We start from the raw sequence: 25,662 nt of genomic DNA on the forward strand, positions 1-25,662 counted from the left end.
AGCTCGAGCTCTCCCGCTCCTAGCCCACCATCTCTGACCAGCCAAAACCACGACGTAACGCAGGGCCCCCGCGTTCCAGCAAATCAGGTCGCGTCCGGGTCGTACGGCGGGCGCTCGCCTGGGGCCAGGGGGCGCTGCTCCGGTGCCGGCGGCGTGGACGGCGTCGGGTAGCCGTTCGACTTGGTCGGCTCGGGATCATCGAACAGGTGCCTCGTCACCGCGCGCTTCGGGTCGAAGTTGCGCAGCTCCCGCAGGTCTTCCAGGGGCTTGCGGAGCGACTCGAACTCCGGCCCCATCTCCTGCTTGAGCTGCTCGCGCGCGCCGGTGGCGTACTCGCGGACCTGGCGCACGGTCTTGCCGAGCCAGGCTGCCGCGGCAGGCATGCGTTCGGGCCCCAGGATGAAGAGACCCGCGACGACGATGATGAGGATCTCCACCCATCCGATGTTCTCGAACACGGGCCCCAGCCTACTTGTCAGTCGCTCTTCAATGTCACGTCAAGTTTGAGCTCACGGCCCTGCCGGGCCAGCACGACCTGGACCGTCTGGCCGATCTCGTGCTCGCGCACGGCCACCACGAGCTCGGCGGCGTTGCGGACCATGCGGTCGCCGACCCTGGTGATCACGTCGCCCTCCTGGATGCCGGCCGCCGCGGCCGCCCCACCCGCCGGGACGTTCTGCACCTGGGCACCTTCGGAGGTCTCCGCGGACACGGACTTGACGTTGACGTTCATGTCCGCGTGCTTCACCGAACCGTTGCGGATCAGCTCCTGGCTGATCTTGCGGGCCTGCTTGCCGGAGATCGCGAAGCCGAGGCCGACCGAACCACCGGTCTCGGTGCGGATCGAGGAGTTGATGCCGACCAGGGCGCCGCGCGAGTCGACCAGCGCACCGCCCGAGTTGCCAGGGTTGATGGCCGCGTCGGTCTGGATCGCGTCGTAGGTGACCTGGGGACCGCCGTTCTCGCCCGCCGCCGTCACCGGGCGGTGCAGCGCGGAGACGATGCCCTCGGTGACGGTGTTGGACAGCTGCAGCGGCGAGCCGATGGCGATCACGCTGTCGCCGACCTGGAGCTCGTCGGAGTTGCCGAACTGCAGGACGGTCGGGTTGGTGACCTCGACCTTGACGACCGCGATGTCGGTCTTCGGGTCGCGGCCGACGATGCGGGCCGCGGCGCGCGTGCCGTCGGTGAAGACGACGCTGAGCTTGGCCGACGAGTCCTGCGCCGCCGGGGCGACGACGTGGTCGTTGGTCAGGATGTAGCCGCCGGCCTCGATGACGACGCCGGAGCCGACGCCCGCGACGTTCGCGCCCTTGAACTCGATGGACACGACGCTGGGGGTGACGCGCTTGGCGATGTCCGAGATCGAACCGGCAGGGCGCTCCTTGCCCTGCTCGACCTCGGCCAGGGTCACGGTCGAGTCGGTCAGCGGGTTGCCCGCGCGGCCGATCAGCCAGCCGACCAGACCGCCGGCGGCCCCGACCAGGAGCGCGACCACGACGAGCAACGTGAGAGCGGCCGGCTTCACGCGCCGGCCGAAGATCAGTTCCGGAACGCTCAGCTGCGGACCCGGCGGGGCCTTCGCCTCGGGTTCGCCCGGCGGGTCCTCACCCACGGCGGGCGGGCCGATCACGGCACCGGACGCGGGGTCGCGCCACGGGTCACCGGCGGGCTTGTCGCCCCAGAAGACGGGGTCGATCTCCGGATCAGGGTCGGAAACGGGCTGCGGCGGGCGCTGCAACAGCTCCTGCGAGCCCTGCCGGCCGAAGGCGGTGACGAGGGATTCCGGAGGCGGCGGCGCCGACTCGACGGCGGGAACGGGCACGTCGCGCGCGGCGAACGCGGTGTCGACACCGTCCGGGCGACCGAAAGCGGAGGCGTACGCGGGGTCGACCGGCGGCTGCACCAGTGGCCGTGGCCGGAGCCTGCGATGCGCTCCGTCGTCCACTCCGGAAACGGGCGTGGACGTCTGGCCGTTGGGCGACTGCTGGCTCATCTCTCCCCGAATTTCCGCTAGGAGTGCTGAGGTACAGCGTGCCTCACGAACGGTGAAATGGCTGTCAGGGGGTGGTCGCGAAGACCGCGCGGGCGTTCTGCGGCACCGAAGGCGAAGCGGGTGCGTCGGTGTCGGTCGACGTGAACGCGAGCGCGCCGAGCAGCATCCCGCTCACCACGACACCCGCGCCCTGACGCGCGCGACGGCCGCTGAACCAGCCGTTGCTGCCCAGGGGTCTGGAGGAACCGAGCACCGGACCGGAGCCGAACGCGGGCTTGTCGGTGCGCTGCACGGCGACGAACTGTCCGTCCTCGGTGATCGCGAGCCCGTCCGGAGCGGACGGCAGATCGACCTCCTGCGGGATGGCGCCGAGCCTGTCCAGCAACGACGCGGACGCCGTCGGCGCAGCGGCAGTGCGCACAGCTGAGCGCGCCTGCTGCTGGGTGTAGGTCTCGAAGGCGCAGAAGCCGCAGCGCTGGATGTGCGCGGAGGCTCGCTCGTGGGCGACCGAGGACAGTTCTCCGTCCACGAAAGCGACCACGGCATCCGGCAAGAGATGCTGCTCAGGCAGGCCCCAACCACGGAGGTCGGTCATGCAGAGTCCTCCAGCAACGATTCCCGACGACGACGTTCGAGCGCGACCTTCAGAGCCTGGCGGCCCCGATGGATCCTGCTCCTCACGGTACCCATCTTCACCCCGAGAGTGGCGCCGATCTCCTCGTAGGAAAGGCCTTCCACGTCGCACAGGACCACGGCGGCGCGGAACTCCGGCGGGAGCTCGTCCAGTGCGGCCTGCAGATCGGGGTCGAGATGGTTCTCGTCGTAGATCTCCTCGGGGGACAGGTCGTCACCCTCGAGGCGGTCGTTGTCCTCGGGCAGCGCCTCCATGCGCACGCGAGAACGCCTGCGTGCCATGTCGAGGAAGAGGTTGGTGGTGATGCGGTGCAGCCACCCCTCGAAGGTGCCCGGCTTGTACGACGCGAGCGACCGGAACACCCGGATGAACGTCTCCTGGGTCAGGTCCTCGGCATCGTGCTGATTGCCGGTCAGGCGGTACGCGAGCCGGTAGACGCGATCCGCGTGCTCGCGGACGATGGAGTCCCACGAGGGCGGCGTCCAGTCGGCCGTCTCGATGGGCGCGACGGCCTCCGGCGAACTCGACTGCGTGCGCATCAGGTGTTTCGGCACCTCCATGTGGGCCGCCCGGCGACCCTTATGCGGCTCAACGGACGGCGGGTCCGGCTTGTTCCCGCCCAGAGCCTGGCTTGTTGCTTCATTACCTTCTCCTGCTCCCTTTAAACGATCGTGAGAGCAGGCTGAGAGCACCCTGAGAATCTCGGTTCGGGCCGCGTTCACCCGTTTTGGGCACAAGTGGCACTAACCTGCCCCCTGTGACGACGGAATCGGCCCTGCGGGAGTACGTCGAGCAGTACCTCCCCGAGGACGAGGTGCACCTGGCCGCCCGAGCACGCGGTCAGGAACTGGGCTGCGTGCCCATCGGCGCAGGTGGCGGCGCTGCTTTGCGCTTCCTGGCCACCGCACTCCAAGCTCGCGCGGTCGTCGAGATCGGCACCGGCGCGGGAACCAGCGGCCTCTACCTGCTGGCAGGCATGCCTCAGTCCGGCATCCTGACCTCGATCGACGTGGCCCCGGAACACCAACGCGCGGCCCGCGAGGCCTACGCCTCGGCAGGCATCTCCCCGTCCCGCACCCGCCTCATCATCGGCAAGGCCCTGGACGTCCTCCCTCGCCTGACCGACGCGGCCTACGACCTCGTGTTCGTGGACGCCTACAAGCCCGAGTACCCGCAGTACCTCCAGCACGGCGTCCGCATGCTGAGGCCGGGCGGGGTCATCGCGTTCGACAACGTCCTGTGGCACGGCGCGGTCGTGGACCCGAGCAAGCGGGACGAGTCGACCCAGGCCATGCGCGACATCGCACGCCTCGTGAAGGAGGACGACCGGCTTGTTCCGGTGATCCTGCCGCTGGGCGATGGGCTGTTGGTGGCTGCTCGCAAACCCTGAGTGCGCCGATAAGAATCGTAGTTGGACCACCTGAGTGATGCGGTAACAGCGCATCACGGCAATTCGACATGCCCTCCACAGGTCGGGGATCGTCCATTCCCCGAAAGGGGCTCAGGTGAAACCAACAAGAGTTCTCGCCGTGCTGGCGGCTGCCGCGATACCACTCATCGGCCTCGCCACGCCCGCCGCTGCCACCACCCCGTGCTGGGGAAACGGCGACGACATGGTCCACTCCGGGTGCGGCAGGGACACCTACATCATCGACCCAGGAATTCACACCGAACTCACCCCGCAGAACATCCGCGAGGCCGAGTCCTATTACCTCGGGCGTGGATTCGACCGCAATTTCGTCTGGTACGCGCCGGTCGGCAACCGACAATTCCACACGAATGCGGAACAGTGGTCGGGCTGCAAGGTCGACATGCCGCAGGACGTGCCGTGCACGCCCGGCCAGGAGCAGTACCACACAGTCCTCAGCTCGTTCGCCGAACAACCGGTCACCCTGAGGACGCTGACCTACGGCGGCAGCTTCATCGCGCTGCCCTGCGGCAACTTCTCGCTGGACAAGTCCGGCAAACCCGTGCCCGTGATCAGCGGCCACAAGTACCACGACGCCAACCGCAACGGCGTGCGCGACGCGGGTGAGGAAGGCCTGGCCGGCTGGACGATCACGCTGCACCGGGACCGTTCCGACGCAGGTCAGAGCACCGGCGCGGTCACCACGACCACGACCGACGGCAACGGCTACTACGAGTTCCGGCTCGACGGCCAACTGCCCGGCGACTACGCACTCACCGAGGACAGCCGCGACGGCTGGACCCGCACGAGCGGTCCAGAGCGCCACACCCTGAACGTGGCCCCGAACATCGGCGACGCCAGGTTCGACGGCCGCGACTTCGGCAACGTCGAGACCGCGGCCGACGCGGTGAAGGTCGCCTTCGAGTTCGTCGACCCGCCGGCCGAGATGACCGCGGACGAGCCTCACACGTTGCACGTCCGCGCTGTGCTGGAGAACCGCGGGCCCGCACCGGTGATCGACGTCGATGACGTGATGTCAGGCTCCGGCCCGCCGGACTGCCAGGTCAGCGCCGTCGCACCCCAGTCACGCCAACTCGTCCTCGGCCGGCCGGTCGAGGTGGTCTTCGACGTCGAAGTCATCTGCTACGACCCGAGCTTCCACCGGTTCGAGTTCAGGAACGACCTGAGGATCACCACGGCGGGGGTGACCGATCCGGACGACTCCAGCAACCACCGTGCAACCGGCGCCACGATCGCCGTGATCGACGACGCGAACGTCGGCGTCGCGAGCACCCAGCTCAACTGCGTCACACGCACCTACGTCCGCGACCAGTTCGAATGCACCGTCACTGCCGTCGCGGTCAACATGGGCACGCACGGCCCGGCGAACACCCACGTCCTGCTCGGGCTGACCGGCCCTGCCGACTGCACGCTGACGCCGAGCGGCCAGACGAGCCACGACACCTCGCTCTACAAGGACCCGGTCACCGTCTCGTCCACGTGGAAGGTGACCTGCGCGAACCGCAGCTACCACGACTTCACGGCGTCGTCGAAGGCCGTGCTCGACCACCTGCACGTCATCGACCCGGACACCACCAACAACGACGGCACCGCCACGGACCGCGTCGAGGTGTTCGAACGCACCGATCTCGCGGTCACCGACACGAGACTGACCTGCACCGAACGCCAGTACCAGCCGCAAGCCTTCGACTGCACCAGCAAGGTCACCGTGGCCAACGCCGGACCGGCCGACGCCGTGCACACCCTGACCACGGTGACGTTCGGAGCCCCTGCCGACTGCACGATCACCCCGAACACCGGTCAGCAGCAGACGCACGTCCTCAACGCGGGCACGACCGCGACGTTCACCAAGAACTGGGCGGTGTCCTGCACGCAGAACCGCAGGCACCTGCTGTCCACCAGCGCGGTGATCAGCGCCGACGAACCGCATCCCGAGGACACGAACCGGGCGAACGACGTCCGCTCGATCAGCTGGGTGCCGCCGGACGTGAAGCCGCGCAGCTTCCCGAGCTCGATCAACGTCAAGAAGGAGGGCCTGATCCCGGTCGCGATCCTGTCCACGGCCGAGTTCAACGCGGTCACCCAGGTCGACCGGACCAGCCTCACGTTCGGCGCCACCGGCCTCGAACCGAGCTTCGTCCGGTGTGGATCGCCGGGTGAGGACGTCAACGACGACGGCCGCGCCGATCTGGTGTGCCAGTTCGACACCACCAAAACCGGCCTGACCTGTGGCATGACGACAGCGACCCTCGTGGGCCGCACGGTCGACGGCCGCCGCTTCGAGGGTCAGGACGACATCAAGATCGTCGGCTGCTAGTAGGCCCGGACGCCCTTGCCGAGGACCGTGACGCCGCCGGCCGAAACGGTGTAGCGCTCACGGTCCATCGGCGCGTCCACGCCGATCAACGCCCCGTCCGGCACCACGACGTTCTTGTCCAAAATAGCCCGCCGCACCACAGCGCCCTTGCCGATCCGGACCCCCGGCAACAGCACCGACCCCTGCACCACCGACCCGACCTCGACGGTCACGTCGGACGAGATCACCGACCCGTGAATCTTCCCGGAGATGATGGAACCCGGGCCGACCATCGAGTCCTCAGCGGACCCGCCTGCGATGAACTTGGCCGGCGGCAACGGCGGAGTGGCGGTGCGAATCGGCCACAACTCGTTGTACAGGTTGAATATCGGATGGACCGAAACCAGATCCATGTGCGCGTCGTAATAGGCGTCGATCGTCCCGACGTCCCGCCAGTACCCGCGATCCCGGTCCGTGGCGCCGGGAACCTCGTTGTCCTGGAAGTCGTAGACGTGCGCCTTCCCGCGGTCCACCAGCATGGGAATGATGTCGCCACCCATGTCGTGGTCCGAGTCGGGGTTCAACGCGTCGCCCCGGAGCGCGTCCAAAAGCGCCTCGGTGGTGAACATGTAGTTGCCCATTGAAGCGAAAGTGACATCGGGATCGTCCGGCACGTGCGGCGGCTCGGACGGCTTCTCCAGGAAGCGCGTGATCTTCCCGGAGGCGTCGCTGTCGATGCATCCGAACGCCTTGGCCTCGGTCCGCGGCACGCGAATACCGGCAACGGTCACGGCCGCACCGGACTCGACGTGCTGCGAGATCATCTGGCCCGGGTCCATCCGGTACACGTGGTCCGCACCGAAGATGACCACGTGGTCCGGCTTCTCGTCGTGGACGAGGTTGAGCGACTGGAAGATCGCGTCGGCGGATCCCGTGTACCAGCGGGGACCCAGCCGTTGCTGGGCCGGGACCGGTGTCACGTACTGACCGAGCACATTGGACAGGCGCCACGTCGTCGAGATGTGGCGGTCCAGTGAGTGCGACTTGTACTGCGTCAGCACGCAGAGCTTCGCGAGCCCCGCGTTGACCAGGTTCGACAGCACGAAGTCGACCAGCCGGTAGTTGCCCCCGAAGGGCACAGCCGGTTTCGCGCGGTCGGCCGTCAGTGGCCACAGGCGCTTGCCTTCACCACCGGCAAGCACAATTCCGAGAACGTGCGGCTGCCCCTTCACGGTATGTGACCCTATCTGTGCGATCGAGCTTCAACCAGACGCAAACGGCTTTGTCCCAACAAGTACCGCCGTGATCTACGGTGGGTGCGTGCGAGTTGCGCTCATGACGCGGGAGTACCCGCCTGAGGTCTACGGCGGCGCTGGTGTGCACGTGGGATTCCTCGTGCCCCATCTTCGCGAGCTCGTCGACGTCGACGTGCACTGCTTCGGGGCACCCAGGAAAGACGCCTCGGCCCACAACCCACCCCACAGCCTGGAGCAGGCGAACGCGGCTCTGAGCACGCTCGCGGTGGATCTTGAGATGGCCGCGGCGGTCGCGGGGGCAACCCTGGTGCACACGCACACCTGGTACGCCAACATGGGCGGTCACCTGGCCAAACTCCTGCACGGCATCCCGCACGTGGTGACGGCGCACTCGCTCGAACCGCGCCGGCCGTGGAAGGCCGAGCAGCTCGGCGGCGGGTACCGGATCTCGTCGTGGGCCGAGCGCACGGCGTACGAGCACGCCGACGCGATCATCGCCGTGAGCGAGGGAATGCGCGCCGACGTGCTCGACGCCTACCCCGCGCTCGACCCGGCGAAGGTGCACGTGGTGCGCAATGGGATCGATTCCACGGCGTACCACCCGGTGACCGAGACGGACGCGCTCACGACCCGCGGCATCGATCCCGAGAAGCCGATCGTGGCGTTCGTGGGACGGATCACCCGGCAGAAAGGTGTCGGCCACCTCGTCGCGGCCGCGCACGAGATCGACCCGAGCGCGCAGATCGTGCTGTGCGCGGGCGCGCCGGACACCCCGGAGATCGCCGAGGAGACCCGGCTGGCCGTCGAAGAGCTGTCCAAGACCAGGTCCGGCGTGTTCTGGATCCAGAAGATGCTGCAGCCCGCCGAGGTCAGGCAGATCCTCAGCCACGCGACCGTGTTCGTCTGCCCGTCGGTCTACGAGCCGCTCGGCATCGTGAACCTGGAGGCGATGGCGTGCGGCACGGCGGTCGTCGCGAGCGACGTCGGCGGCATCCCCGAAGTCGTCGCGCACGGTGAGACCGGGCTCCTCGTTCACTACGACGAGCGCGATTTGTCGACATATCGACACAGCTTGGCCCAGTCCATAAATGAACTTATTTCGGATCCTGAGCGCGCCAAGCGCTACGGCGCCGCCGGACGCAAGCGCGCTGAGCAGGAATTCTCCTGGTCGACGATGGCCGCGCAGACAGTCGAGGTCTACCGCAGCGTGATTTGAGTCACACTCGCTTGGGGCAACCCCAAGGTGTGAACGCCGCCTTTAACCAGTAGTGACGTTTCGGCTTCAACTGGTGAGGGGCGCGAGGACTGTGCGTGTTGCGGTGCTGGGTCTGTCGGTCCTCCTGGCGTTGACCGCGTGCGGCACATCCACCGCGACGAAGCCCGCGGCGGTCCAGCTCAGGGTCGACGGGATGAAGCTCGCCGACGCCTCCGACCTGCAGGCACAGGCCGAGGCCCAGCTCTCGTACACGCTGGAGTACGGCTACGTGGCACGTGCGGGCGCGGCGGCCGTGAGCTGCTGGTTCGCCAAGACGGGCGTCGACGCCGAGGTGGACAAGAAGCTCTGGTGCGGACCGGTCCAGGTCCCCGGCACCGGTGCGTCCACCGACTGGGTGCCCGTGCCGCTCAAAGAGGTCAACAAGAGCGGTGACGAGGTCCGCTACGAGGTGCAGTCACCGCAGGTGCCGGAGAAAGGCAATCGCAGCACCCCCTCCGGCACGCTCGTGCGCACCGACGGCAAGGAGTTCGATCCGAGCAAGCAGCAGGACCTGACCGCCGGCCGCGACTTCCTCGCGGTGCTCCCGGACGACGGCAAGCGCCCCAACAACGATCTCGGGCTCGGCAACGCCGACATCAAGCTGCGCGACGACCTGCTGGCCACCGCGGTCACCGGTTGGGCGAACCCGGACATCTGGTACACCGCAGAGGGCACGCTGCGCGCCGAACCGGGATCCCGCCTGCGCGTCATGCGGATGAAGGTCGAGAAGCTCTGGGAGACCGACAGCGGTTTCCTGCGGACGAACTGGCAGGGCTTCGCCCCGCAGCCGTCCGAGCTCGCCCTCGAGGTGCCCGGCAAGCGCCAGCTGCTGCCGGCCGACCGCCTCCCGTCCAACGGCTCGGTGTTCGTCGTCTACACGGTCCCGGACCCGCAGGAGGGCACCGAGACGCTGGCGCTCGGCTCGCTCGGCGCCAAGTCACTCGACCAGAAGGTCGAGATCCCGACCGGCAAGCGCACCGACAACTCACCGCGCGTGCTGCAGCGCGCCGCCGGCCCGAACCAGTTCAAGGAGCAGACCCAGAAGATCCGCTTCGGCGGCAGCGCGATGGGCATGAAGGTCACCGGCGTCAAGCTCGGCAGGCAGCGCCCGGTCAAGCTCGGCGAGAGCCAGTACGACCTCGCCACCATCTCCGCACCGGACAAGGCGCTGCTGGAGGTGCGGCTGGAGGCCACCGGCGACCTGCCCGACACCGCGGGCGGCAACGTGACCAAGGACCTCATCACCGTGCAGCTGCCGGACGGCTCGACCGCCAAGCAGGTCGGAGCCCGCTACGACGGCGGTCCGCTGCCGTTCGCGATCGTGGTCGAGATCCCCGCGGACACCCGCTCGGTCTCGGTCGGCCTCAACGAGGGCGCGGTCGAGCTGCCCCGCCTGGGCCGCCAGCTGATCTCGCCGGTCGACTCGCGCATGACCCTCGCGTTGGAGTTCTGAACTGGTGGTGTGTTCATCAACGCTCGCCGGTCCATTTCGTGTCCAGGCGGGCGCCTCGTGGTGCCGCCCCCGCGCCCTCATATCGGGCATATGGGGGCGCGGGGGCGGTGCCGCGAGGTGTCCACTGGGCGCGAAATCGACCGGTGAGGATTGTGAACACACCACCAGCATGGCGGCCAAGGCCAGCCAGCCGATGATCACCAGCACCAGACCGCCCCAGCCCCACTCGCCGTAAGCGGTGCTGCCGGACGTGCCGCCGATGCTGCTGCCCACGTAGAACCCGCACAGGTACAGCCCGGACGCGTGGCCGCGAGCGTTGGACGGTGCCCGCGCGCCGACCCAGCTGCTCGCCACGGCGTGCGAGGCGAAGAACCCGGCGGTCACGATCGCCAGGCCGAGCGGCACCCACAGCAGGCTCGCCAGGGTTCCGACTGCCACGACCCCGATGGCCATGAGCAACGCGCGCCCGCGTCCCAGCCGGTCGGACAGCCTGCCCGCGAACGCCGCCGACGTGCTGCCGAACGCGTAGAAGAGGAACACCAGCGACTCCAGCCACGACGGACCGGACAGCTGGAAGTTCGCCACGTTGTAGAACGACACGAACGCGCCGACCATCAGCACCGCGACCACGTACAACGAGAGCAGCACCGGGTCCTTCAGCGCCGCCTTCATCCCGCGGGGCGCCCGCTTCGGCGCCGCCTGCGCACGGGGCAGGAAGAAGACGACGACTAATGCGGCGACGAGACCGACCACGCCACTGAGCAGGATCGCCCCGCGCCAGCCCAGCCAGTCCGCGGACATCCCCGACAGCAGCCGGCCGAGCATGCCGCCGGTGCTGTTGCCCGCGATCATGGCGCCCATCGCGGCGCCGAGCTCGCTCTTGTCCAGTTCGTCCGCGAGGTAGGCCATCGACGCCGCGGGCACCCCGGCCGCCGCGATGCCCTGCAACACCCGCAGCAGCAGGAAGACGTCGTAGTCGGGCGCGAACGGCAGCACCACGCCGAGCACCCCCGCCAGCAGCACGCTGACCACGATCACGCGCCGGCGCCCGACCCGTTCGGACAGCATCGCGATCGGCACGACCACGACGGCCAACGCCAGCGTCGCGGCTGAGAGAGCGAGCGACGCGCCGCCCGGCCCCAGCCCGTATTCCGCGGCGATTTGCGGCAGCACCGGCTGCGGCGCGTACAGCAACGCGAAGCACGCGAGCCCGGACGCGGCGATGGACGCGGTCAACCTGTTCACGCATTCGACGCTAAGCCATACGTCCAATACGGAAATAGGTGAGAATCAATTCGTGGATGAATTGGAGCTGGCCCCGAAGCTGGCGGTGCTGAAAGCGCTTGCCGCCGACGAGCACGTGACCCGTGTCGCAGAACGCGTCGGGCTCCCCCAGCCGACGGTCAGCCGCTGGCTCGCGGAACTCGGCGAGCAACTCGGCGCGCCGATCATCGTGAAGACCGGCCGCCGGGTCCGCCTGACCCGCGCCGGACGTCTCCTCGCCGAGGCGGCCACGCGTTCGTTGGCGGCACTGGAACACGGCCTGCGCGAGGTCGAGGAGGAGCTCGACCCGGAGAAGGGCCGGGTGGTGCTGGGATTCCTGCACATGCTCGGCCGGTCGCTGGTGCCGGAACTGGTCCGCGGCTTCCGCGCCGAGCACCCGCACGTGCGGTTCGGCCTGGTCCAGAACGCCCGCTACACCGTGGTCGAGAAGCTGCGGCAGGGCGAGATCGACCTCGCCCTGGTCGCCCCGCCGCCGGACGGTCCGGAGTTCTCCTCGGTCGTCCTGTTCGAACAGGAGCTGATCGTCGTCGTGCCGGTCGGGCACCGGCTCGCGAGCAGGAAGTCCGTGCGGCTCAAGGACTTGGAGCACGAGGAGCTGATCCTGCTGGAACACGGCTACGGCCTGCGGCAGATCACCGACGACATGTTCGCGGCCGCCGGAATTTCGCCGCGGATCGCCTTCGAGAGCCAGGAGATCGAGACCGTGCGTGGCCTGGTGGCGGCGGGTCTCGGCGTCGCGCTGTTGACGCACGCCGAGACCACACCGCCTGCCGGGCTCAGGGAACTACCGCTGTCCCCGCGAGCGAGCCGCGTCTTCGGGCTGGCCTGGCTGAAGGACCACCCGCTGCCGCCCGCGGTCCGCGCGTTCCGCGACCACGCGCTGCGTACTCACGCCGTCCAGCGCTGAGATCCGGACCACGTGCGCAGATACGACTCAGCGCCACCGAGCATGTCCTGCACGAGCTGATCCCCGCCGACCTGGCGGATCTGCTCGATCCAGTCGGGCAGCAGGCCGACGTGCGCGCCACCGTCGGTGTTGATGTCCCACACCCGGTCGCCGGTGCGCTGCCGATCGACGAGCGGACCGTCCGGGTAGCTGCGGAACGGATAGGTCACGCCGGTGCGCGGTGACGGGTGCGAGCCCACGCCGTTGAAGTCGCTGCCGAACCCGATCCCCACGTCGTACTTGCGGCGCAACGGCTCGGCCGCGGCCGCCTGGGCGACGTACGCCGGCGCGTCGCTGTCGTAGCCCGCCACGAACCCGCCGAGCTGGTAGACCTTCTCGGTCCACTGCGCGTCCATCCAGCTGTGGCTGGAGATGATGCCGGGGTAGCGCTTCTGCGCGGCCAGCTCCAGGGTGCGACCGGCCGCCTTCACGCTCATGTGGTCGATCTCGATCATCATGTGCCGGTTCATCATGCCCTGCACCGCGTACTCGCCGAGCGACGTCAGGCCTCGGGTGTTGCAGCGCTTCTCGTCGTCGTACTTCGGAGCCACGACGTTCGCCGGGATCAGCGCGTTCGGCCCGGCCACGCCGATCGGGTTGTCCTGCTGCGGTCCCGTGCACTTCTCGGTCTTCCACCACGTGCCGGTGCGCAGGAACTGACCGGCGTTGAGCACACCGCCCTGCACACCCGAGTCGAACCTGACGCCGCACAGCGCGTTGTCGAACTTGTGGCACAGGAACGCACTGCGCACGCCGAGCGCGTAGACCTCGTCGAGGCCGCGGTCGATGTCGCCCTTGCCGCACAACGGGAGGTCGAGCAGCTGACGGCAGCCGAAGAGCTCAGAGGTCTCGATGCCGAGGATCACGGCGAGTTTGCCCTGCTTGACCACGTCGCGAGCCTGCTCGGACGACGTGACGATGCGGAACCAGCCCTTGCCCGTGCCACCGAACATCTTGTCGATGAACGCCTGCAGCTCGTAGGTCCGCTTGGCCTGCAGCCGGACCGACGCCATCTCGTCGCACGGCTTGTCCTTGAACGGGTAGATCACGCACAGCGTCGCGTTGCTCGTGAGGTCCTGGACCAGCACCCGCTGCCCGCCGCGCCACGCCCGTTCCAGCCAGGCGTAGTAGTTCTGCTGGTGCGACACCGTCTTGTAGGAGGGCCAGTCCTTGAACGTCGGCCAGCCCACCGGGTCGTGCCCGTCGAAGTCGTTCGTGACGATCGCCTCGAACAACGCGCCGAGGCCCAACGGGTAGTGCTCGGGGCAGTCCTTCAACGCCGCCGCCGCGCCCTGCTCGTTGAACTCCTCACCGCAGATCAACCGGCCGCCGAACGCCTCGTTCGTCATCAGGTGGTTGTGCGCGTCGACGAACCCGCGGACCTTGCCCGCGCCGTCCGTGCCCTGGAACGGCTCGCCCGTGACGTTGATCTGCGAGTCCTGCGCGGGCCTCGCGACCGGTTCCCACCAGGGGCCGGCAGCGGTCGCGGGGGTTATGGCCGCTATGACCAACGAGACGGCGAGAGCCAGGCGAAGTAACACGAGCGCTCCTCTACGACGGTGTGAAGGCGCTCACATCATGCCGTGGAACTTCGCCGTCTCGTATGGCCGATCGTAGGTATTAACGTGAATATTTTTCAGCCAGCTCGACGAGCGTCCGCGCGCCGAAGCCCGTGGCACCCGCGACGACCTCGTCGTAGACCTTCTCCGAGCGCGCCGGGCCCGCGATGTCGAGGTGCGCCCACGGCACCTGGCCTGCGAACTTCTGCAGGAACAGCGCCGCCGTGACGCCGCCGGGGCCGGGCGGGCACTGCTTGTAGTCCGCGATCTCGCTGGTGACGGCCTCGACGTGCTCCTCCAGCAGCGGCATCCGCCACCACTGCTCACCGACGTGCGCACCCGCGTCGATCACGTTCGCGGCGATCTCCGCGGAGGCCGTGAACACCGCGCCGGTGCGCAGGCCGAGCGAGACCTTCATCGCGCCGGTCAGCGTCGCGACGTCGACGATCAGGTCCGGATTGAGGTTCTTCACCGCGTACGCCATCGCGTCCGCCAGCACCATGCGGCCCTCGGCGTCGGTGTTCTGCACCTCGGTGGTCGCGCCGCCGTAGTGCCGCACGACGTCGCCCGGCCGGTACGCCGTGCCGCTGACGTGGTTCTCCGCGCACGGCACGAGCCCGGTGACCCGGATCGGCAGCTGCCGGCGCGCGACGGCCATCAGCGCGGAGATCACCGCGCCGCCGCCGGCCATGTCGGTGCGCATCAGATGCATGCCGTCGGCGGGCTTGATCGAGATGCCGCCGGTGTCGAACGTGATGCCCTTGCCGATGAAGACCAGGTGCGGGCCGGTGGTGCCGTACGTCAGCTCCAGCAACCGCGGCGGGCGGGCGCTCCCGCCACCGACCGCGAGCACGCCGCCGAAGCCCTGCTGCCGCAGCCACTTCTCGTCGCGCACGGTGGCGGACAGCCCGTCGATCTTCTCCGTGAGCTTGGCGGCCGTGGTGGTGAGCCAGCGCGGGTCCTTGACGTTGGACGGGGTGTTGGCGAGATCACGGGCGAGCGAGGTGGCGGTGGCCAGCGCGTGAGCCTTCAGCGCGGCCGACGTCAGCACCTCTTCGAACCCGGTGTCGCCGGTGATCAACCGCAGCGAGCCGAGCCGCTTCGGGCCTTCCTCACCGGTGACCTTGAACCGGTACCCGCCGAGCGCCGCGCCGAGCACGAACGCGCGCACCTTCTCGGCGTCGAAATCGGGCGTGAGCAGCACATCGGCGCTCTTGGGGGCGTCCTCACCGCTCAGCGCGCGCACCAGGGCCGCGCCGGCCGTGCGGTAGTCGCTCGCAGTGCCAGTGCCGACACCGAGCGTCCACACCTCGTCGTGGCGGACCGTCTCACCGGCCTTGCCCGTCAGGTCGGAGACGTCGATCCCCTCGCCACCCGGTCCGAGCGCCGGCCCGGTGGCCGCGAGCACGACAGCCGGAACGTTGCGGCGCGAGGTGGTGGCCACCTCGACGTCCACGAGCTTGGTTGGCACTGACGGAACCGTCGACCCCACGACTGACCCTCCCCTATTGCATTAACGACCGTTCAGTGTCCTCCATCCCGCGACGAAGAGATGCCCCGGCCTCCACTATGGAACACAGTGGAAACCGGGGCTCTTGTTCTTCTCGCCGGGAGGCCTCAGCCGGCGGCGGCCTTCAGCGCGTCGCCCAGAGCGCTGGCCTCGTCCGCCGACATCTCGACGACAAGGCGCCCACCACCCTCGAGCGGTACGCGCATGACGATGCCGCGTCCCTCCTTGGTGACCTCGAGGGGACCGTCGCCGGTCCGGGGCTTCATGGCCGCCATCGCGTGCTCCCTCCGTCAACATCTTCCCCGTCCGGCCAGGCCGGATCTGCTCCATTCTCCCCTATCGCGACTCAGGGGCGAAACCGAACCGATCTTTTGGCGAGTTCGGGTGACATTTGTCGATCTTGACTTGTGCCTGATCAACACCTGTTTTCACGACAACACAACAGTTTCGGCACAGCTGGGCGCGCCATGACAGACTGGGCCGGATGCGAGCTCGTTCCGCACTCTTCGACGTGTACGGCGGCCACCTGCGCGAACGCGGTGGTGCCGCCACGATCGCTGCCCTCGTCCGGCTGCTGGAACCGCTCGGTTTCGCCGCGCCGGCCGTGCGCACCGCTGTTTCCCGGACGGTCCGGCAGGGCTGGTTGCAGCCGACGAGACTGCCCGACGGGCCGGGTTACGCGATGACACCTCGCGGGGAACGACGGCTCGACGAGGCCGCCGCCCGGATCTACCGCACCAGGCCGTCCACCTGGGACGGTCGCTGGCACGTGGTGGTGCTGGAGGAGATGCCGGGCCGCGACTCGCGTGACCATCTGGCGTCGGAGCTGCAACTGCTCGGTTACGGCGCGCTCGGTCCTGTGACGTGGATCGCTCCGCGACCGTCTCCCGAACTGGCCGACGTGCTCGCCGCCGAGGGAGTCGCGGCACGAACTTTTCACGGTTCACACGACGGTGCGGACGTCGAGCTGGCGTCCAAGGCGTGGGACCTGGCCGAACTCGGCCGCGACTACGCGGCCTTCGTCGCGCACTGGCGGGCACAGGTGTCCGTTGTGGACGAAACCGACGACGCGGCGGCGTTCGCTGCGTCACAGCAGCTGCTGCACGCGTGGCGGAAGTTCCTGTTCCGCGATCCCGGTCTTCCTGCTGAACTGTTGCCACCGGACTGGCCGGGGCACGCGGCAGCGTCGTTCTTCGACGAACAGACACTGCGGCTGGCACCGGGCACGAGTCGTTTCGTCGACGAGTGCCTGCGGCCGGTTCGCAACGTTTCCACTGCTTGATGGAGGTCCAGTGTCCGAGCTCCTCGTCGACGACGCCGATGGTGTGCGCACGTTCACGTTCAACCGCCCCGAGTCGTTCAACGCCTTCACCATCGCGCTGAAGGAGTCGTTCCTCGCCGCGCTGAAGGAGGCGGCGGCCGACGAGTCGGTGCGCGCGGTGGTGATCACGGGTGCGGGCAGGGCGTTCTGCGCGGGTCAGGACCTCAAGGAGCACATCGGGTTGCTGCAGGCAGGCGATCCCGCGCCGCTGCACACCGTGGAGCTGCACTACAACCCCATCGTGCGCGAGCTGATCGGCATGCCGAAGCCGGTGATCGCCGCCGTCAACGGCAGCGCGGCCGGTGCGGGCGCGTCCTTCGCCTACGCCTCGGACCTGCGCATCGCGGGCAAGTCGGCGAAGTTCCTGATGGCGTTCGCGAACGTCGGCCTGACCGCGGACTCCGGTGCGTCGTACACGCTCCCACGGCTGATCGGGCACGGCCGCGCGATGGAGATGATGCTGCTGGCCCAGCCGGTCGGCGCCGAGGAGGCGTTGCGGGTCGGCATGGTCAACCAGGTCGTGCCGGACGAGGAGCTGCTGGAGACCGCGCACCTGCTCGCCGCCAAGCTCGCCAAGGGTCCGACGACGGCGTACGCGAAGATCAAGGAAGCGCTGGCGGCGGCCGCGGACGGCACGCTGGAGGACGCGCTGGAAGCCGAGCGCCGGACTCAGGCCGACTGCGGCGCCACGGAAGACCACCGCGAGGCCGTCGACGCCTTCGTCAACAAGCGCGCCCCGAAGTTCATCGGGAAGTAGCTCGAAAACACGTGGCGATGTGGTCGTCCACCATCCCGGTGGCCTGCATCAGCGCGTAGCAAGTGGTGGGGCCCAGGAACTTGAAGCCGCGGCGCTTCAGTTCCTTGGCCATCGCCTTGGACTCGGCGGTGATCGCCGGAACGTCCGCGAACGTGGCGGGCCGCACGTGATCTTCAGGCGCGAACGACCACAGCAGCGCGTCGAGATCCAGATCTTCCTCGACGATCACGCGCGCGTTGTGGATGGCCGCGTCGATCTTCATCCGGTTCCGGACGATTCCCGCGTCCGACATGAGCCTTTCCACGTCGGCAGGCCCGAACTCCGCCACCAGCTTGGGATCGAAGTCGCCGAACGCGGCGCGGAACGCCGGGCGCTTGCGCAGGATCGTGATCCACGAAAGCCCGGACTGGAACGCCTCCAACGACATCCGCTCGTACAGCGCTTCGGTGCCGTGCAGCTCCACGCCCCACTCGGTGTCGTGATAGTCCATGTAGTCCGGGGTGGAGTCACCCCACGGGCAGCGGACGATCACCGGTACTCCTCGGCGAAACGGGCGAAGCGCTGCAGAGAGCGGCGCAGCATCAGCACGAACAACGGCTTCACCAACGGGTAGAAGAACGGCACGTCGAGGCGTTCCGTCCACACGAAACGGCTGCCGCGCACGGCGAAGACCCCGGTTCCGCGCACAACCTTCCCGAGGTGGAGAACCTCGACTGCGTGCGGCGGATCCCAGCGGGTGATTCGCATCCGGTCCGAGACGCCGAACGTCCGGGCGTCGATCTCGCTGCCGACGGACTTCCCGTCACCCTCCACCACGGAGACGCGGGTGCCGAACACCCACTCCGACTGGCGTTCCCAGTCGGTCATCGCGCGGAAGATCGTGTCCGGCGGGGCGGCGACCTCGACCGTCAGCTCAAGCTCGGTCACTGCTCTCCAGCTCCTCGACGCGCGCCCGCAGCTCTCCGACCTCGGTCGCGAGGCGCCTCAGCACCCAGTCGACCTCGCTCATCTTGTAGCCGCGGAACACCTGCTGGAACTTCAGCTCGCGGACGTCCTCCGCGGTGATGTCTTCCGACGGCAGCCGCGTCGGCGAGGCACCGGGCGGCAGCGGGGCGAGCTCCTCGCCGCGCCCGAACACCAACGCCGCGAGCAGGAACACCACTGCCGCGACGGCCACCATCACGATCAGGTAGATCAGGGCGTTGGTCACGCGACGATCGTGGCACAGCTCAGCGCGCGACGAGCGAGCAGACCGAGCCGAACGATCACGGCCCACGTCGCGAAGCTCGCGATCGACATCGGCAGCGACTGCACGAGCCGTTGCGGGTCGACGCCCCAAGTGGCGGTCAGGATGGCCACGTTGCCGAGGACCACGAGCAACACCGACACCAACGCGGTCGCGCCGCCGATCCGGGCCAGCAGCCTCGCGTCGACCCGCCGGGCCAGCACGCGACCGAGGATCAGCGCGACCAGCGCGACGCCGGCGGAGATGCCGCTGGTCATGTCGTTGGCCTTGGCGATCCACAGGTACCAGGCCGGCACCGGGCCGCCGAAGTTCTGCCACGGCCCGATGAAGTACATCCGGCCCATCTCCCACGCCGCGTGCATCACCGGCAGCACGATCGCGAGCCAGATCAGCGTGCGGGCGCCGTACGCGACGGCCAGCTCGGCCTGGTACTCCCCGGCGATCTCGCGGACCGGGCCGAACTCCTCGACTGCCTTGCGCTGAGCCGTTTCCTCGTCCAGGCCGCGGTCGAGATGAGCCTCGGTCGCGTCGCTCAGACTGTCGCGGGTCTCGGTGAGCAGATCGCGCACCTGCCTGCGGGATCCCCGCAGCCGCGACCCGAGATCGGTCACATAACGCTCGATCACGTCTGTTCTCATCACGTCTGCGCCCACTTGCCACCCCCCAGCACCCCGTCGATCACCGTCGTGAACTCGCGCCACGCGCTGCGCTCGGCGTTCAGCGCCCGCTGGCCCGCCTGCGTGAGCTTGTACGTGCGGCGCTTGCGGCCGCCGACCGTGCTCCAGTCGCTGACCACGTGCCCGGCGCGCTCCAGCCGGCGCAGCGCCGGGTAGACCGTGCCGGTCGGCAGGTCGAGCGCACCGCCGCTGCCCTCCTGCAACGCCTCGATGATCGCGTAACCGTGCAGCTGCCTGCCGTCGAGCGTGGCGAGCAACAACGCGTCCAGGTGGCCACGCAGCGCGTCGGGCTTCATGAGTAGCGAGTCTACTGATGCGACCACCCGCAGGGATCCCTGAGACAGCCCTGAGATCTCCCTGACTTCTCCCCAAAAGCGTCTATAAGTAGCCGCGCTACATATAGCCTCCCTACTCATGAGCGCAGCAGACCTCGCCCGCGTCCAGTTCGCGACGACGACCTCGTTCCACTTCCTGTTCGTGCTGCTCACGCTGGGTCTGGTGACCCTGCTGGTGATCATGCAGACCCGGTACGCGCTGACCAGAGCGCCCGTGCACGAGCGGATGACCCGGTTCTGGGGCCGGATCTACGTGATCAACTACGCGCTGGGAATCGTCACCGGCATCGTGATGGAGTTCCAGTTCGGGCTGAACTGGTCGGGCCTCGCGACCTACGCCGGCGACGTGTTCGGGGCGCCGCTCGCGATGGAGACGCTGATCGCGTTCTTCCTGGAGTCGACTTTCCTGGGGCTGTGGATCTTCGGCTGGGGCAGGATGAACCGCTGGCTGCACCTGGCGTTGCTGTACCTGACCGCGTTGACCGCCTTCGCGTCGGCGTTCTGGATCATGGCGGCGAACGGGTTCCTTCAGCACCCCGTCGGCTACCGGCTCGACGGGAACGTGTTGCGGCTGGACGACTTCTCCGCGCTGCTGACCAACCCGACGTTCACCGCGGCGCTGACGCACGTGGTCTTCGCGTCGCTCACGGTCGGCGGGGTGTTCCTCACCGGAGTGTCCGCCTACCACTTCATCAAGCGCACGACCGAGGTCGACTTCTTCCGCCGGTCGCTGCGGATGGGCGTGGTCACGACCGCGCTGGCCACGCCGTCCCTGATCGGGGCCGGGTTCGCGCAGTTCCCGATCATCGGGAACCTGCAGCCGGGCAAGTTCGAGAACGCGCCGGGCTGGGCGCTCGGGTTCATGATCCTGATCGGGATGACGCTCACGACGGTCAGCTGGCTCACACTGCCGTTGCTGATCAAGGATGCCGTGATCCGGATGCGTTTCCCGTTGTACCTCATGGTGATCGGCATTCCGCTGCCGTTCACGGCGGCGATCTTCGGATGGGTGTTCCGCGAGGTCGGCCGGCAGCCGTGGCTGGTGTACGGGCTGTTGCGCACCGAAGACGCGGTGTCCCATGTGGACGCTTCGCAGATCTTGTTGTCCCTCATCGTGTTCTCTTCCCTGTTCGTGATGCTGGCCTGCGTGGACTGGGCGTTGATCGCACGTGCGGTCCGCCGCGGCCCGGACGTCGCGCCCGCTCCCGTTTCGCCGCTGGTGGTGACGCTCTGATGGAAATCCTCTGGTTGGTCGTGCTCGGGACGCTGGTCGTCGGGTACTTCGCGTTGGCGGGATTCGACTACGGAACCGGGCTGCTGCTGCCGTTCCGTCGGCGCGACGAGACGTTGCGGCGGATGACACCGTTCTTCCTGGGCAACGAGGTGTGGCTGGTGGCCGCGATCGGTGTGCTGTTCGCGGCGTTCCCGCGGCTCGAAGGCGAGCTGCTGTCCGGCGCGCATTCGGTGTTCACGCTGGTGCTGGCCGGGCTGGTGTTGTTCATGGCGGCGGTACAGCTGCGGTTGTGGTCTTGGCTGGTGTTCGCCGGCGCGCTGATGGTTTCCGTTGGCTGGGGTCTGTTCCTCGCGCACCTGCTTCATGCGCCCTGGCCTGTCGCTCTCGTCATGCCGGTGGTGTTCGCGGTGCACGGCTGGGTGTTCCAGACCCGGCGGTGGACGCTGTTCCCGTTGACCGCCCTGCTGTGCGCGCTGCCGATTCCGCTCGCGTTCAGCTCGATCAGCACCACCGGCCTGATGGCGCACACCGACACGCTCGGCCTGCTCGCGTGGGTCGCGATCCCGATCATTCCGCTGGTGGTGTTGCTGCAATGGTCGACCGTCGCCATCTCCTCGCGCTGATCCCCATCCCGTTCCTGGTGCTGGCGCAGGCCGAACTGCTGGCGTCGGTGCTGAGCGGCGGATCCGGGTTCCTGTTGCTGTGCCTGGTCATCGGCCTGCGAGTGCTCGTGTGGTGGGTGCATCGCGCTATGGCTCACCGCGCTGCCGAACGCACCCGCCTGCGGCTGCGCGAAGCCTTCCTGCGCTCGCCTGGAACCAAGGCGGGCGAGGTGGCCACGCTGGTCACTCGTGGCGTGCACGACGTGACGCCGTACGTCGTCGGCTATCTGCCGCAACAGATCCTGGCCGTGGCCGTCCCGCTGGCGGTGGTCATCAGGCTGGCGTTCGCCGATCTGACGGCCGCGCTCACGATCCTGCTGACCTTGCCGTTGATCCCGATCTTCGGTGCATTGGTCGGCGCGCACACCCGCGAACGCACAGCCCGTCAGTGGGCCGCGCTGGCCACGCTCGGCGGTCACTTCCTCGACGTGGTCAAGGGAATCGGCACGCTCCGGGCGTTCGGCCGGGCCGAGGCGCAGTCCACGACGGTCCGCAAGCTCGCCGCCCAGCACATGACCGAGACGATGTCCGCGCTGCGAGTCGCATTCCTGTCGGCGTTCGTACTGGAACTGGTCGCGACGATGTCGGTGGCGATGGTCGCGGTGCCCGTCGGCCTCAGGCTGCTCGACGGCGGAGTGCCGCTGTTCACCGCGTTGCTCGTGCTTTTCCTGGCACCGGAGGCGTTTCTGCCGCTGCGAGCCGCCGGAGCGCAATATCACGCGAGCGCTCAAGGACGTGAAGTGCTCGCCAAAGTGCCCGTCAGCACCGAAACCACCGGAATCAAACCACCGGACCTGGCTCAGGCCGAGATCGTGTTCGACAACGTCTCAGTCCGCAGCCTCAAGAACTTCTCGTTGACGATCAAGCCCGGCGACCGGATCGCGCTGGTCGGGCCGAGCGGTGCGGGCAAGAGCACGATTCTGGGCCTGCTGCTGGGATTCGTGCGGCCCGACGACGGCCGCGTGCTCGTCGATGGCGTCGACCTGCGCGAGATCGACCGAAAAGCCTGGCTGGAAGCGCTGTCGTGGGTGCCGCAACGCCCCACTCTGGTGCCCGCCAACCTGTCGTCCGGCGAGCAGCAACGGGTCGCGCTCGCCAAAGCGCTGGACCGGCAGCAAGCGGGCTTGTTCCTGCTGGACGAACCGACCGCGCACCTCGACGCGGAAACCGAAGCTCTTGTCCTCCAGGCGACGAGGGAGTTCACCCGAGGTCGCACGGCCGTGATCGTCGCGCACCGGCCGACGCTGCTCAACGAGGTCAACAGGGTGGTGACGGTGTGAAGCTCGCGATCCTCGTCGGAACTCTCGCCGAACTGGCCGGCGTCGGCCTCACCGCGACGGCGACCTGGCTGATCATGCGCGCCGCCGAGCACCCGCCGATGCAGGCCCTGACCGTGGCGATCGTCGCGGTCCGCACGCTCGCGCTCGCCAAGGGAGCCCTGCGCTACCTCGAACGCCTGACCAGCCACAAAGCCGTGCTCAGCGAGGCCGTCGAACTGCGCGGCCGGGTCTACGACGACCTCGCGAACCGCCGCCACATCCCGTCCGGCACGGCCCTGACCCGCATCGTCACGAACGTCGACCAGCAACTCGACACCAAACTCCGCGCCACCCTGCCGTGGATCACCGCGGCCCTGGTGAGCGCCGTGGTCGCGGTCTTCTCCCCGCCTCTCGCGATCGGCCTGCTGATCAACGTCGTACTGCTCCCGTGGCTCGCCATCCGCAAGCCGCAGGACCTCACGCCGTTGCGCGCCAAGCTCACCGAACAAACCACGGAACTGGTGCACAGCAAAGAAGAACTGATCGCCTACGGCCTGTTCGACGACAAACTCCACGCAGCGACCAGGACCGCGAAAGAGCTCTCGCGCAAGGAACGCACCCGAGATCTGACCCCACTGGCGATTGCCGTCCAGTTCGGCACGGCACTCGTCATGCTCGCCCAGCACGAGCCCGCCTGGCTGATCATGGCCGCGATCGCGACGTTCGAGATCACCATCCCGCTCGCCGCCCTCACCAAGCCAAAGCCGGAACCGACCGACGAACCCGAACCGGCCTATGACCCGGAATCCCCAGAACTGCGAGGAAGAACCGCGATCGTCGGCCCGAGCGGAATCGGCAAGACCACGTTGCTCAACGCCATCGCTCACCGCCTCGAACCCAGCAAAGGCGCACTGGCCGACGCGCACGTCTTCCACACCACTGTCCGCACCAACGTCCTGCTGGCCAAACCCGATGCCACCCAAGAGGAACTGGACCGAGCCGCGAGCATCACCGAGCTGGACCTCGACTGGGACCAGGTCGTCGGCGAACGCGGCGAGGAGATCTCCGGCGGCCAGCGGCAGCGCCTGATCCTCACCAGATCAGTGCTGGCGAACCCCGCAGTCCTGCTGATGGACGAGCCGACGGAGGGCCTCGACCCCGAACAGGCCGACCGCGTGCTGGCGAAGATCCTCGACAACTGCCAAGGCACCGCACTCGTCGTGACCCACCGCGAAGAGCAGCTAGCGCTCTTCGACCACGTGCACCATCGGGGGCCGATCCGCGACGAGCACGTCGGTCGAGTCGGGTAGCCACTCGCCGTCGACCTGCACGAACTGCGTCAGCGGCCCGGAGTCGAACTCCACCTGACACCGGGCCAGCGCGGTCCCCATGATCTGCGAGGACATCACGCCGAGCTGCAACAGCGACCGGTTCCGGTGCTTCCGCACGCCCAGGTTGACCTGAGCCAGCGCGGACAGCCCGTAGCTCCGGTGCACGTCCAGCAACAGCCCGATCTCCACCCCGTACCCGGCGGCGAACGGGACGGACTCCAAAAAGGACCGAGTAGCCGCGTACTCGCCGCCGAGCGGTTGCACCACACCGGAAAGCTCCGGCCGCAACGTGTTCAGCAACGGCCGCGCCACCAGCTCGGTCACCCGCCCGCCACCGGAGCTCTCCAACCGCAAGGGCCGCCGGTAGAACCCCTTCACCAGATGCACGTCCGGAACTTCCAGCAGTGGTCCGAGCAACGCCGTGACGAACGCGGTCTCCGGATCCACCAGATCGGAGTCCAGGAAGACGATCAGATCGCCAGAAGTGGCGGCCAGCGACCGCCACAACACCTCACCCTTGCCGGGCAACGGCGGCAGCCACGGCACCACGTCCTCACGCCGCACCACCCGCGCCCCGGCTTCAGCGGCAACGAGCACGGTCCGGTCGGTCGACCCGGAGTCCATCACCACGAGCTCGTCGACCAGCGTCCCGAGCAACGGCCGGACCACGCCGACGACGTCACCGACGGTCTCTTCCTCGTTCAACGCGGGCAGCACGACCGACACGGTCCGGCCTCGCTTCAACGCCACCAGTTCCTCAACCGTCCACGACGGCTGCTGCCAGGTGTGCGTGGCGAACCAGGCTTCGACGGCGGGCAGCATCAGGCGAGCGCCCGCACCGCTCGGGCAGGCGGACGGGTTCCCGTCACGCTCGCGACCATCTCCACGACCTTCCTCGCCTGCCGCACGTCAGATGCACGAATGGCACGTACTCCGGACATCGCAGCCACTGTGGCAGCCGCGAGAGTGAAATCCTCATCTCCCGGCGGGATCGTCACCACATCCAACGTTTCGGTCAGCGACGGCAATTCCAGCTCGCCGTCGAATTCCACCACGTCGGCACCGTCATCAATGGTCTGACCCAAAGCGTCCGCGCTGGTCAGATGCGCAACGACCAGCACGCGGTCTTTCGGCAGCTCAGTGACGCGGAATCGGTTCATGCCACCCAGCGTAAAACAGTGAGCTGGCTCACACCGTCTTGCTACCCGCGAGTAGCAATCTG

General features: G+C 68.2%; 26 protein-coding genes. 10 read left to right on the forward strand and 16 right to left on the reverse strand.

The genetic code is table 11. The features are described 5' to 3' along the window. Positions 1–83 precede the first annotated feature (83 nt). From tatB to sigE, 4 genes are all read right to left on the reverse strand, one after another. The gene (tatB, locus tag ABZX92_RS24195; RefSeq protein WP_355563444.1) at positions 84–458 is read right to left on the reverse strand and encodes a Sec-independent protein translocase protein TatB; all 375 of its coding nucleotides are present in this window, start codon (positions 456–458) and stop codon (positions 84–86) included. A gap of 17 nt (positions 459–475) precedes the next feature. Next, positions 476–1,996: a trypsin-like peptidase domain-containing protein gene (locus tag ABZX92_RS24200; RefSeq protein ID WP_355563447.1), complete on the reverse strand. Its 1,521-nt coding sequence runs from the start codon at positions 1,994–1,996 to the stop codon at positions 476–478. Positions 1,997–2,060: 64 nt separating this feature from the next. Further along, positions 2,061–2,591, reverse strand: coding sequence for a zf-HC2 domain-containing protein (locus ABZX92_RS24205; protein WP_355563450.1), 531 nt, complete (start codon positions 2,589–2,591; stop codon positions 2,061–2,063). Then, entirely contained in the window at positions 2,588–3,172 is a 585-nt protein-coding gene (gene sigE / locus ABZX92_RS24210; protein ID WP_355563545.1) for an RNA polymerase sigma factor SigE, read from the reverse strand. Before sigE ends, ABZX92_RS24205 begins: the two co-directional genes overlap by 4 nt. A 215-nt stretch (positions 3,173–3,387) precedes the next feature. Here sigE and ABZX92_RS24215 point away from each other — a divergent pair, with 215 nt between their 5' ends. Both ABZX92_RS24215 and ABZX92_RS24220 read left to right on the forward strand, forming a co-directional pair. Then, positions 3,388–4,020 (forward strand): O-methyltransferase, encoded by a 633-nt coding sequence (locus tag ABZX92_RS24215; RefSeq protein ID WP_355563453.1) that lies wholly within the window; start codon positions 3,388–3,390, stop codon positions 4,018–4,020. Between the two features lie 115 nt (positions 4,021–4,135). Further along, positions 4,136–6,376: an SdrD B-like domain-containing protein gene (locus ABZX92_RS24220; RefSeq protein WP_355563456.1), complete on the forward strand. Its 2,241-nt coding sequence runs from the start codon at positions 4,136–4,138 to the stop codon at positions 6,374–6,376. Here the strand turns inward: ABZX92_RS24220 and glgC are convergent. Further along, the gene (gene glgC, locus ABZX92_RS24225) at positions 6,373–7,587 is read right to left on the reverse strand and encodes a glucose-1-phosphate adenylyltransferase (RefSeq protein WP_355563459.1); all 1,215 of its coding nucleotides are present in this window, start codon (positions 7,585–7,587) and stop codon (positions 6,373–6,375) included. The genes ABZX92_RS24220 and glgC overlap by 4 nt on opposite strands. A gap of 88 nt (positions 7,588–7,675) precedes the next feature. Between glgC and glgA the strand changes: the two genes are divergently transcribed. Further along, positions 7,676–8,827: a glycogen synthase gene (gene glgA / locus ABZX92_RS24230; protein ID WP_355563462.1), complete on the forward strand. Its 1,152-nt coding sequence runs from the start codon at positions 7,676–7,678 to the stop codon at positions 8,825–8,827. Positions 8,828–9,851: 1,024 nt separating this feature from the next. On the opposite strand, the gene ABZX92_RS24235 is transcribed toward glgA, so the two are convergent. Beyond that, the gene (locus ABZX92_RS24235; protein WP_355563465.1) at positions 9,852–11,564 is read right to left on the reverse strand and encodes an MFS transporter; all 1,713 of its coding nucleotides are present in this window, start codon (positions 11,562–11,564) and stop codon (positions 9,852–9,854) included. A gap of 52 nt (positions 11,565–11,616) precedes the next feature. Between ABZX92_RS24235 and ABZX92_RS24240 the strand changes: the two genes are divergently transcribed. Next, positions 11,617–12,510: a LysR family transcriptional regulator gene (locus ABZX92_RS24240; protein ID WP_355563468.1), complete on the forward strand. Its 894-nt coding sequence runs from the start codon at positions 11,617–11,619 to the stop codon at positions 12,508–12,510. On the opposite strand, the gene ABZX92_RS24245 is transcribed toward ABZX92_RS24240, so the two are convergent. From ABZX92_RS24245 to ABZX92_RS24255, 3 genes are all read right to left on the reverse strand, one after another. Beyond that, positions 12,492–14,090: a hypothetical protein gene (locus tag ABZX92_RS24245; RefSeq protein WP_355563471.1), complete on the reverse strand. Its 1,599-nt coding sequence runs from the start codon at positions 14,088–14,090 to the stop codon at positions 12,492–12,494. The two genes, ABZX92_RS24240 and ABZX92_RS24245, sit on opposite strands and share 19 nt — an antisense overlap. Positions 14,091–14,169: 79 nt before the next feature. Beyond that, entirely contained in the window at positions 14,170–15,579 is a 1,410-nt protein-coding gene (locus ABZX92_RS24250) for a leucyl aminopeptidase family protein (RefSeq protein WP_355563474.1), read from the reverse strand. Between the two features lie 146 nt (positions 15,580–15,725). After that, a complete protein-coding gene (locus ABZX92_RS24255) occupies positions 15,726–15,893 on the reverse strand; it encodes a DUF3117 domain-containing protein (protein WP_065914675.1) in 168 nt (55 codons plus the stop codon). A 209-nt stretch (positions 15,894–16,102) separates the two neighbouring features. On the opposite strand from ABZX92_RS24255, the gene ABZX92_RS24260 reads away from it, so the two are divergent. Together ABZX92_RS24260 and ABZX92_RS24265 are read left to right on the forward strand one after the other, a co-directional pair. Next, positions 16,103–16,900: a PaaX family transcriptional regulator C-terminal domain-containing protein gene (locus tag ABZX92_RS24260; protein ID WP_355563477.1), complete on the forward strand. Its 798-nt coding sequence runs from the start codon at positions 16,103–16,105 to the stop codon at positions 16,898–16,900. Positions 16,901–16,910: 10 nt separating this feature from the next. Continuing rightward, complete coding sequence (locus ABZX92_RS24265) at positions 16,911–17,696, forward strand: enoyl-CoA hydratase-related protein (protein ID WP_355563479.1); 786 nt, start codon at positions 16,911–16,913, stop codon at positions 17,694–17,696. On the opposite strand, the gene ABZX92_RS24270 is transcribed toward ABZX92_RS24265, so the two are convergent. The 5 genes from ABZX92_RS24270 to ABZX92_RS24290 are packed head-to-tail and all read right to left on the reverse strand — an operon-like array spanning position 17,683 to position 19,915. Then, positions 17,683–18,225, reverse strand: coding sequence for a DNA-3-methyladenine glycosylase I (locus tag ABZX92_RS24270; protein WP_355563548.1), 543 nt, complete (start codon positions 18,223–18,225; stop codon positions 17,683–17,685). The genes ABZX92_RS24265 and ABZX92_RS24270 overlap by 14 nt on opposite strands. Beyond that, on the reverse strand, positions 18,225–18,623 hold the full coding sequence (locus ABZX92_RS24275; RefSeq protein ID WP_355563482.1) for an SRPBCC family protein: 399 nt from the start codon (positions 18,621–18,623) through the stop codon (positions 18,225–18,227). Before ABZX92_RS24275 ends, ABZX92_RS24270 begins: the two co-directional genes overlap by 1 nt. Continuing rightward, positions 18,610–18,906, reverse strand: coding sequence for a DivIVA domain-containing protein (locus tag ABZX92_RS24280; protein ID WP_355563485.1), 297 nt, complete (start codon positions 18,904–18,906; stop codon positions 18,610–18,612). Before ABZX92_RS24280 ends, ABZX92_RS24275 begins: the two co-directional genes overlap by 14 nt. Beyond that, positions 18,903–19,580 carry a permease prefix domain 1-containing protein gene (locus ABZX92_RS24285; RefSeq protein ID WP_355563488.1) on the reverse strand — a complete coding sequence of 226 codons (678 nt, stop codon included), beginning with the start codon at positions 19,578–19,580 and terminating at the stop codon, positions 18,903–18,905. The genes ABZX92_RS24280 and ABZX92_RS24285 overlap by 4 nt, the downstream gene beginning before the upstream one ends. Further along, positions 19,580–19,915 carry a helix-turn-helix transcriptional regulator gene (locus ABZX92_RS24290; RefSeq protein WP_355563491.1) on the reverse strand — a complete coding sequence of 112 codons (336 nt, stop codon included), beginning with the start codon at positions 19,913–19,915 and terminating at the stop codon, positions 19,580–19,582. Before ABZX92_RS24290 ends, ABZX92_RS24285 begins: the two co-directional genes overlap by 1 nt. Before the next feature lie 118 nt (positions 19,916–20,033). On the opposite strand from ABZX92_RS24290, the gene ABZX92_RS24295 reads away from it, so the two are divergent. From ABZX92_RS24295 to ABZX92_RS24310, 4 genes are read left to right on the forward strand one after another with little or no spacing between them, the layout of a single operon-like run. Beyond that, complete coding sequence (locus ABZX92_RS24295) at positions 20,034–21,188, forward strand: cytochrome ubiquinol oxidase subunit I (RefSeq protein ID WP_355563494.1); 1,155 nt, start codon at positions 20,034–20,036, stop codon at positions 21,186–21,188. Then, positions 21,188–21,811, forward strand: a complete 624-nt coding sequence (locus ABZX92_RS24300) for a cytochrome d ubiquinol oxidase subunit II (RefSeq protein WP_355563497.1) — start codon at positions 21,188–21,190, stop codon at positions 21,809–21,811. Before ABZX92_RS24295 ends, ABZX92_RS24300 begins: the two co-directional genes overlap by 1 nt. Continuing rightward, positions 21,781–23,130 (forward strand): ATP-binding cassette domain-containing protein, encoded by a 1,350-nt coding sequence (locus ABZX92_RS24305; RefSeq protein WP_355563500.1) that lies wholly within the window; start codon positions 21,781–21,783, stop codon positions 23,128–23,130. The genes ABZX92_RS24300 and ABZX92_RS24305 overlap by 31 nt, the downstream gene beginning before the upstream one ends. Beyond that, complete coding sequence (locus tag ABZX92_RS24310) at positions 23,127–24,419, forward strand: ATP-binding cassette domain-containing protein (RefSeq protein WP_355563503.1); 1,293 nt, start codon at positions 23,127–23,129, stop codon at positions 24,417–24,419. The genes ABZX92_RS24305 and ABZX92_RS24310 overlap by 4 nt, the downstream gene beginning before the upstream one ends. Here ABZX92_RS24310 and ABZX92_RS24315 read toward each other — a convergent pair. Further along, complete coding sequence (locus ABZX92_RS24315; RefSeq protein WP_355563505.1) at positions 24,351–25,262, reverse strand: glucosyl-3-phosphoglycerate synthase; 912 nt, start codon at positions 25,260–25,262, stop codon at positions 24,351–24,353. The genes ABZX92_RS24310 and ABZX92_RS24315 overlap by 69 nt on opposite strands. Further along, complete coding sequence (locus ABZX92_RS24320) at positions 25,262–25,600, reverse strand: hypothetical protein (protein WP_355563508.1); 339 nt, start codon at positions 25,598–25,600, stop codon at positions 25,262–25,264. The genes ABZX92_RS24315 and ABZX92_RS24320 overlap by 1 nt, the downstream gene beginning before the upstream one ends. Positions 25,601–25,662 lie beyond the last annotated feature (62 nt).

The organism is Lentzea sp. NPDC006480, assembly GCF_040611995.1.
GTDB lineage: Bacteria > Actinomycetota > Actinomycetes > Mycobacteriales > Pseudonocardiaceae > Lentzea.

Excerpts from the sequence above, each read along its gene's own strand:
- ABZX92_RS24315 (WP_355563505.1), bottom strand. The coding sequence starts at position 25,262 with ATGCTGCCCGCCGTCGAAGCCTGGTTCGCCACGCACACCTGGCAGCAG.
- ABZX92_RS24200 (WP_355563447.1), bottom strand. The coding sequence starts at position 1,996 with ATGAGCCAGCAGTCGCCCAACGGCCAGACGTCCACGCCCGTTTCCGGA.
- ABZX92_RS24295 (WP_355563494.1), top strand. The coding sequence starts at position 20,034 with ATGAGCGCAGCAGACCTCGCCCGCGTCCAGTTCGCGACGACGACCTCG.
- ABZX92_RS24320 (WP_355563508.1), bottom strand. The coding sequence starts at position 25,600 with ATGAACCGATTCCGCGTCACTGAGCTGCCGAAAGACCGCGTGCTGGTC.
- ABZX92_RS24290 (WP_355563491.1), bottom strand. The coding sequence starts at position 19,915 with ATGAAGCCCGACGCGCTGCGTGGCCACCTGGACGCGTTGTTGCTCGCC.
- ABZX92_RS24205 (WP_355563450.1), bottom strand. The coding sequence starts at position 2,591 with ATGACCGACCTCCGTGGTTGGGGCCTGCCTGAGCAGCATCTCTTGCCG.
- ABZX92_RS24285 (WP_355563488.1), bottom strand. The coding sequence starts at position 19,580 with ATGAGAACAGACGTGATCGAGCGTTATGTGACCGATCTCGGGTCGCGG.
- ABZX92_RS24260 (WP_355563477.1), top strand. The coding sequence starts at position 16,103 with ATGCGAGCTCGTTCCGCACTCTTCGACGTGTACGGCGGCCACCTGCGC.
- ABZX92_RS24305 (WP_355563500.1), top strand. The coding sequence starts at position 21,781 with ATGGTCGACCGTCGCCATCTCCTCGCGCTGATCCCCATCCCGTTCCTG.
- ABZX92_RS24300 (WP_355563497.1), top strand. The coding sequence starts at position 21,188 with ATGGAAATCCTCTGGTTGGTCGTGCTCGGGACGCTGGTCGTCGGGTAC.
- ABZX92_RS24255 (WP_065914675.1), bottom strand. The coding sequence starts at position 15,893 with ATGGCGGCCATGAAGCCCCGGACCGGCGACGGTCCCCTCGAGGTCACC.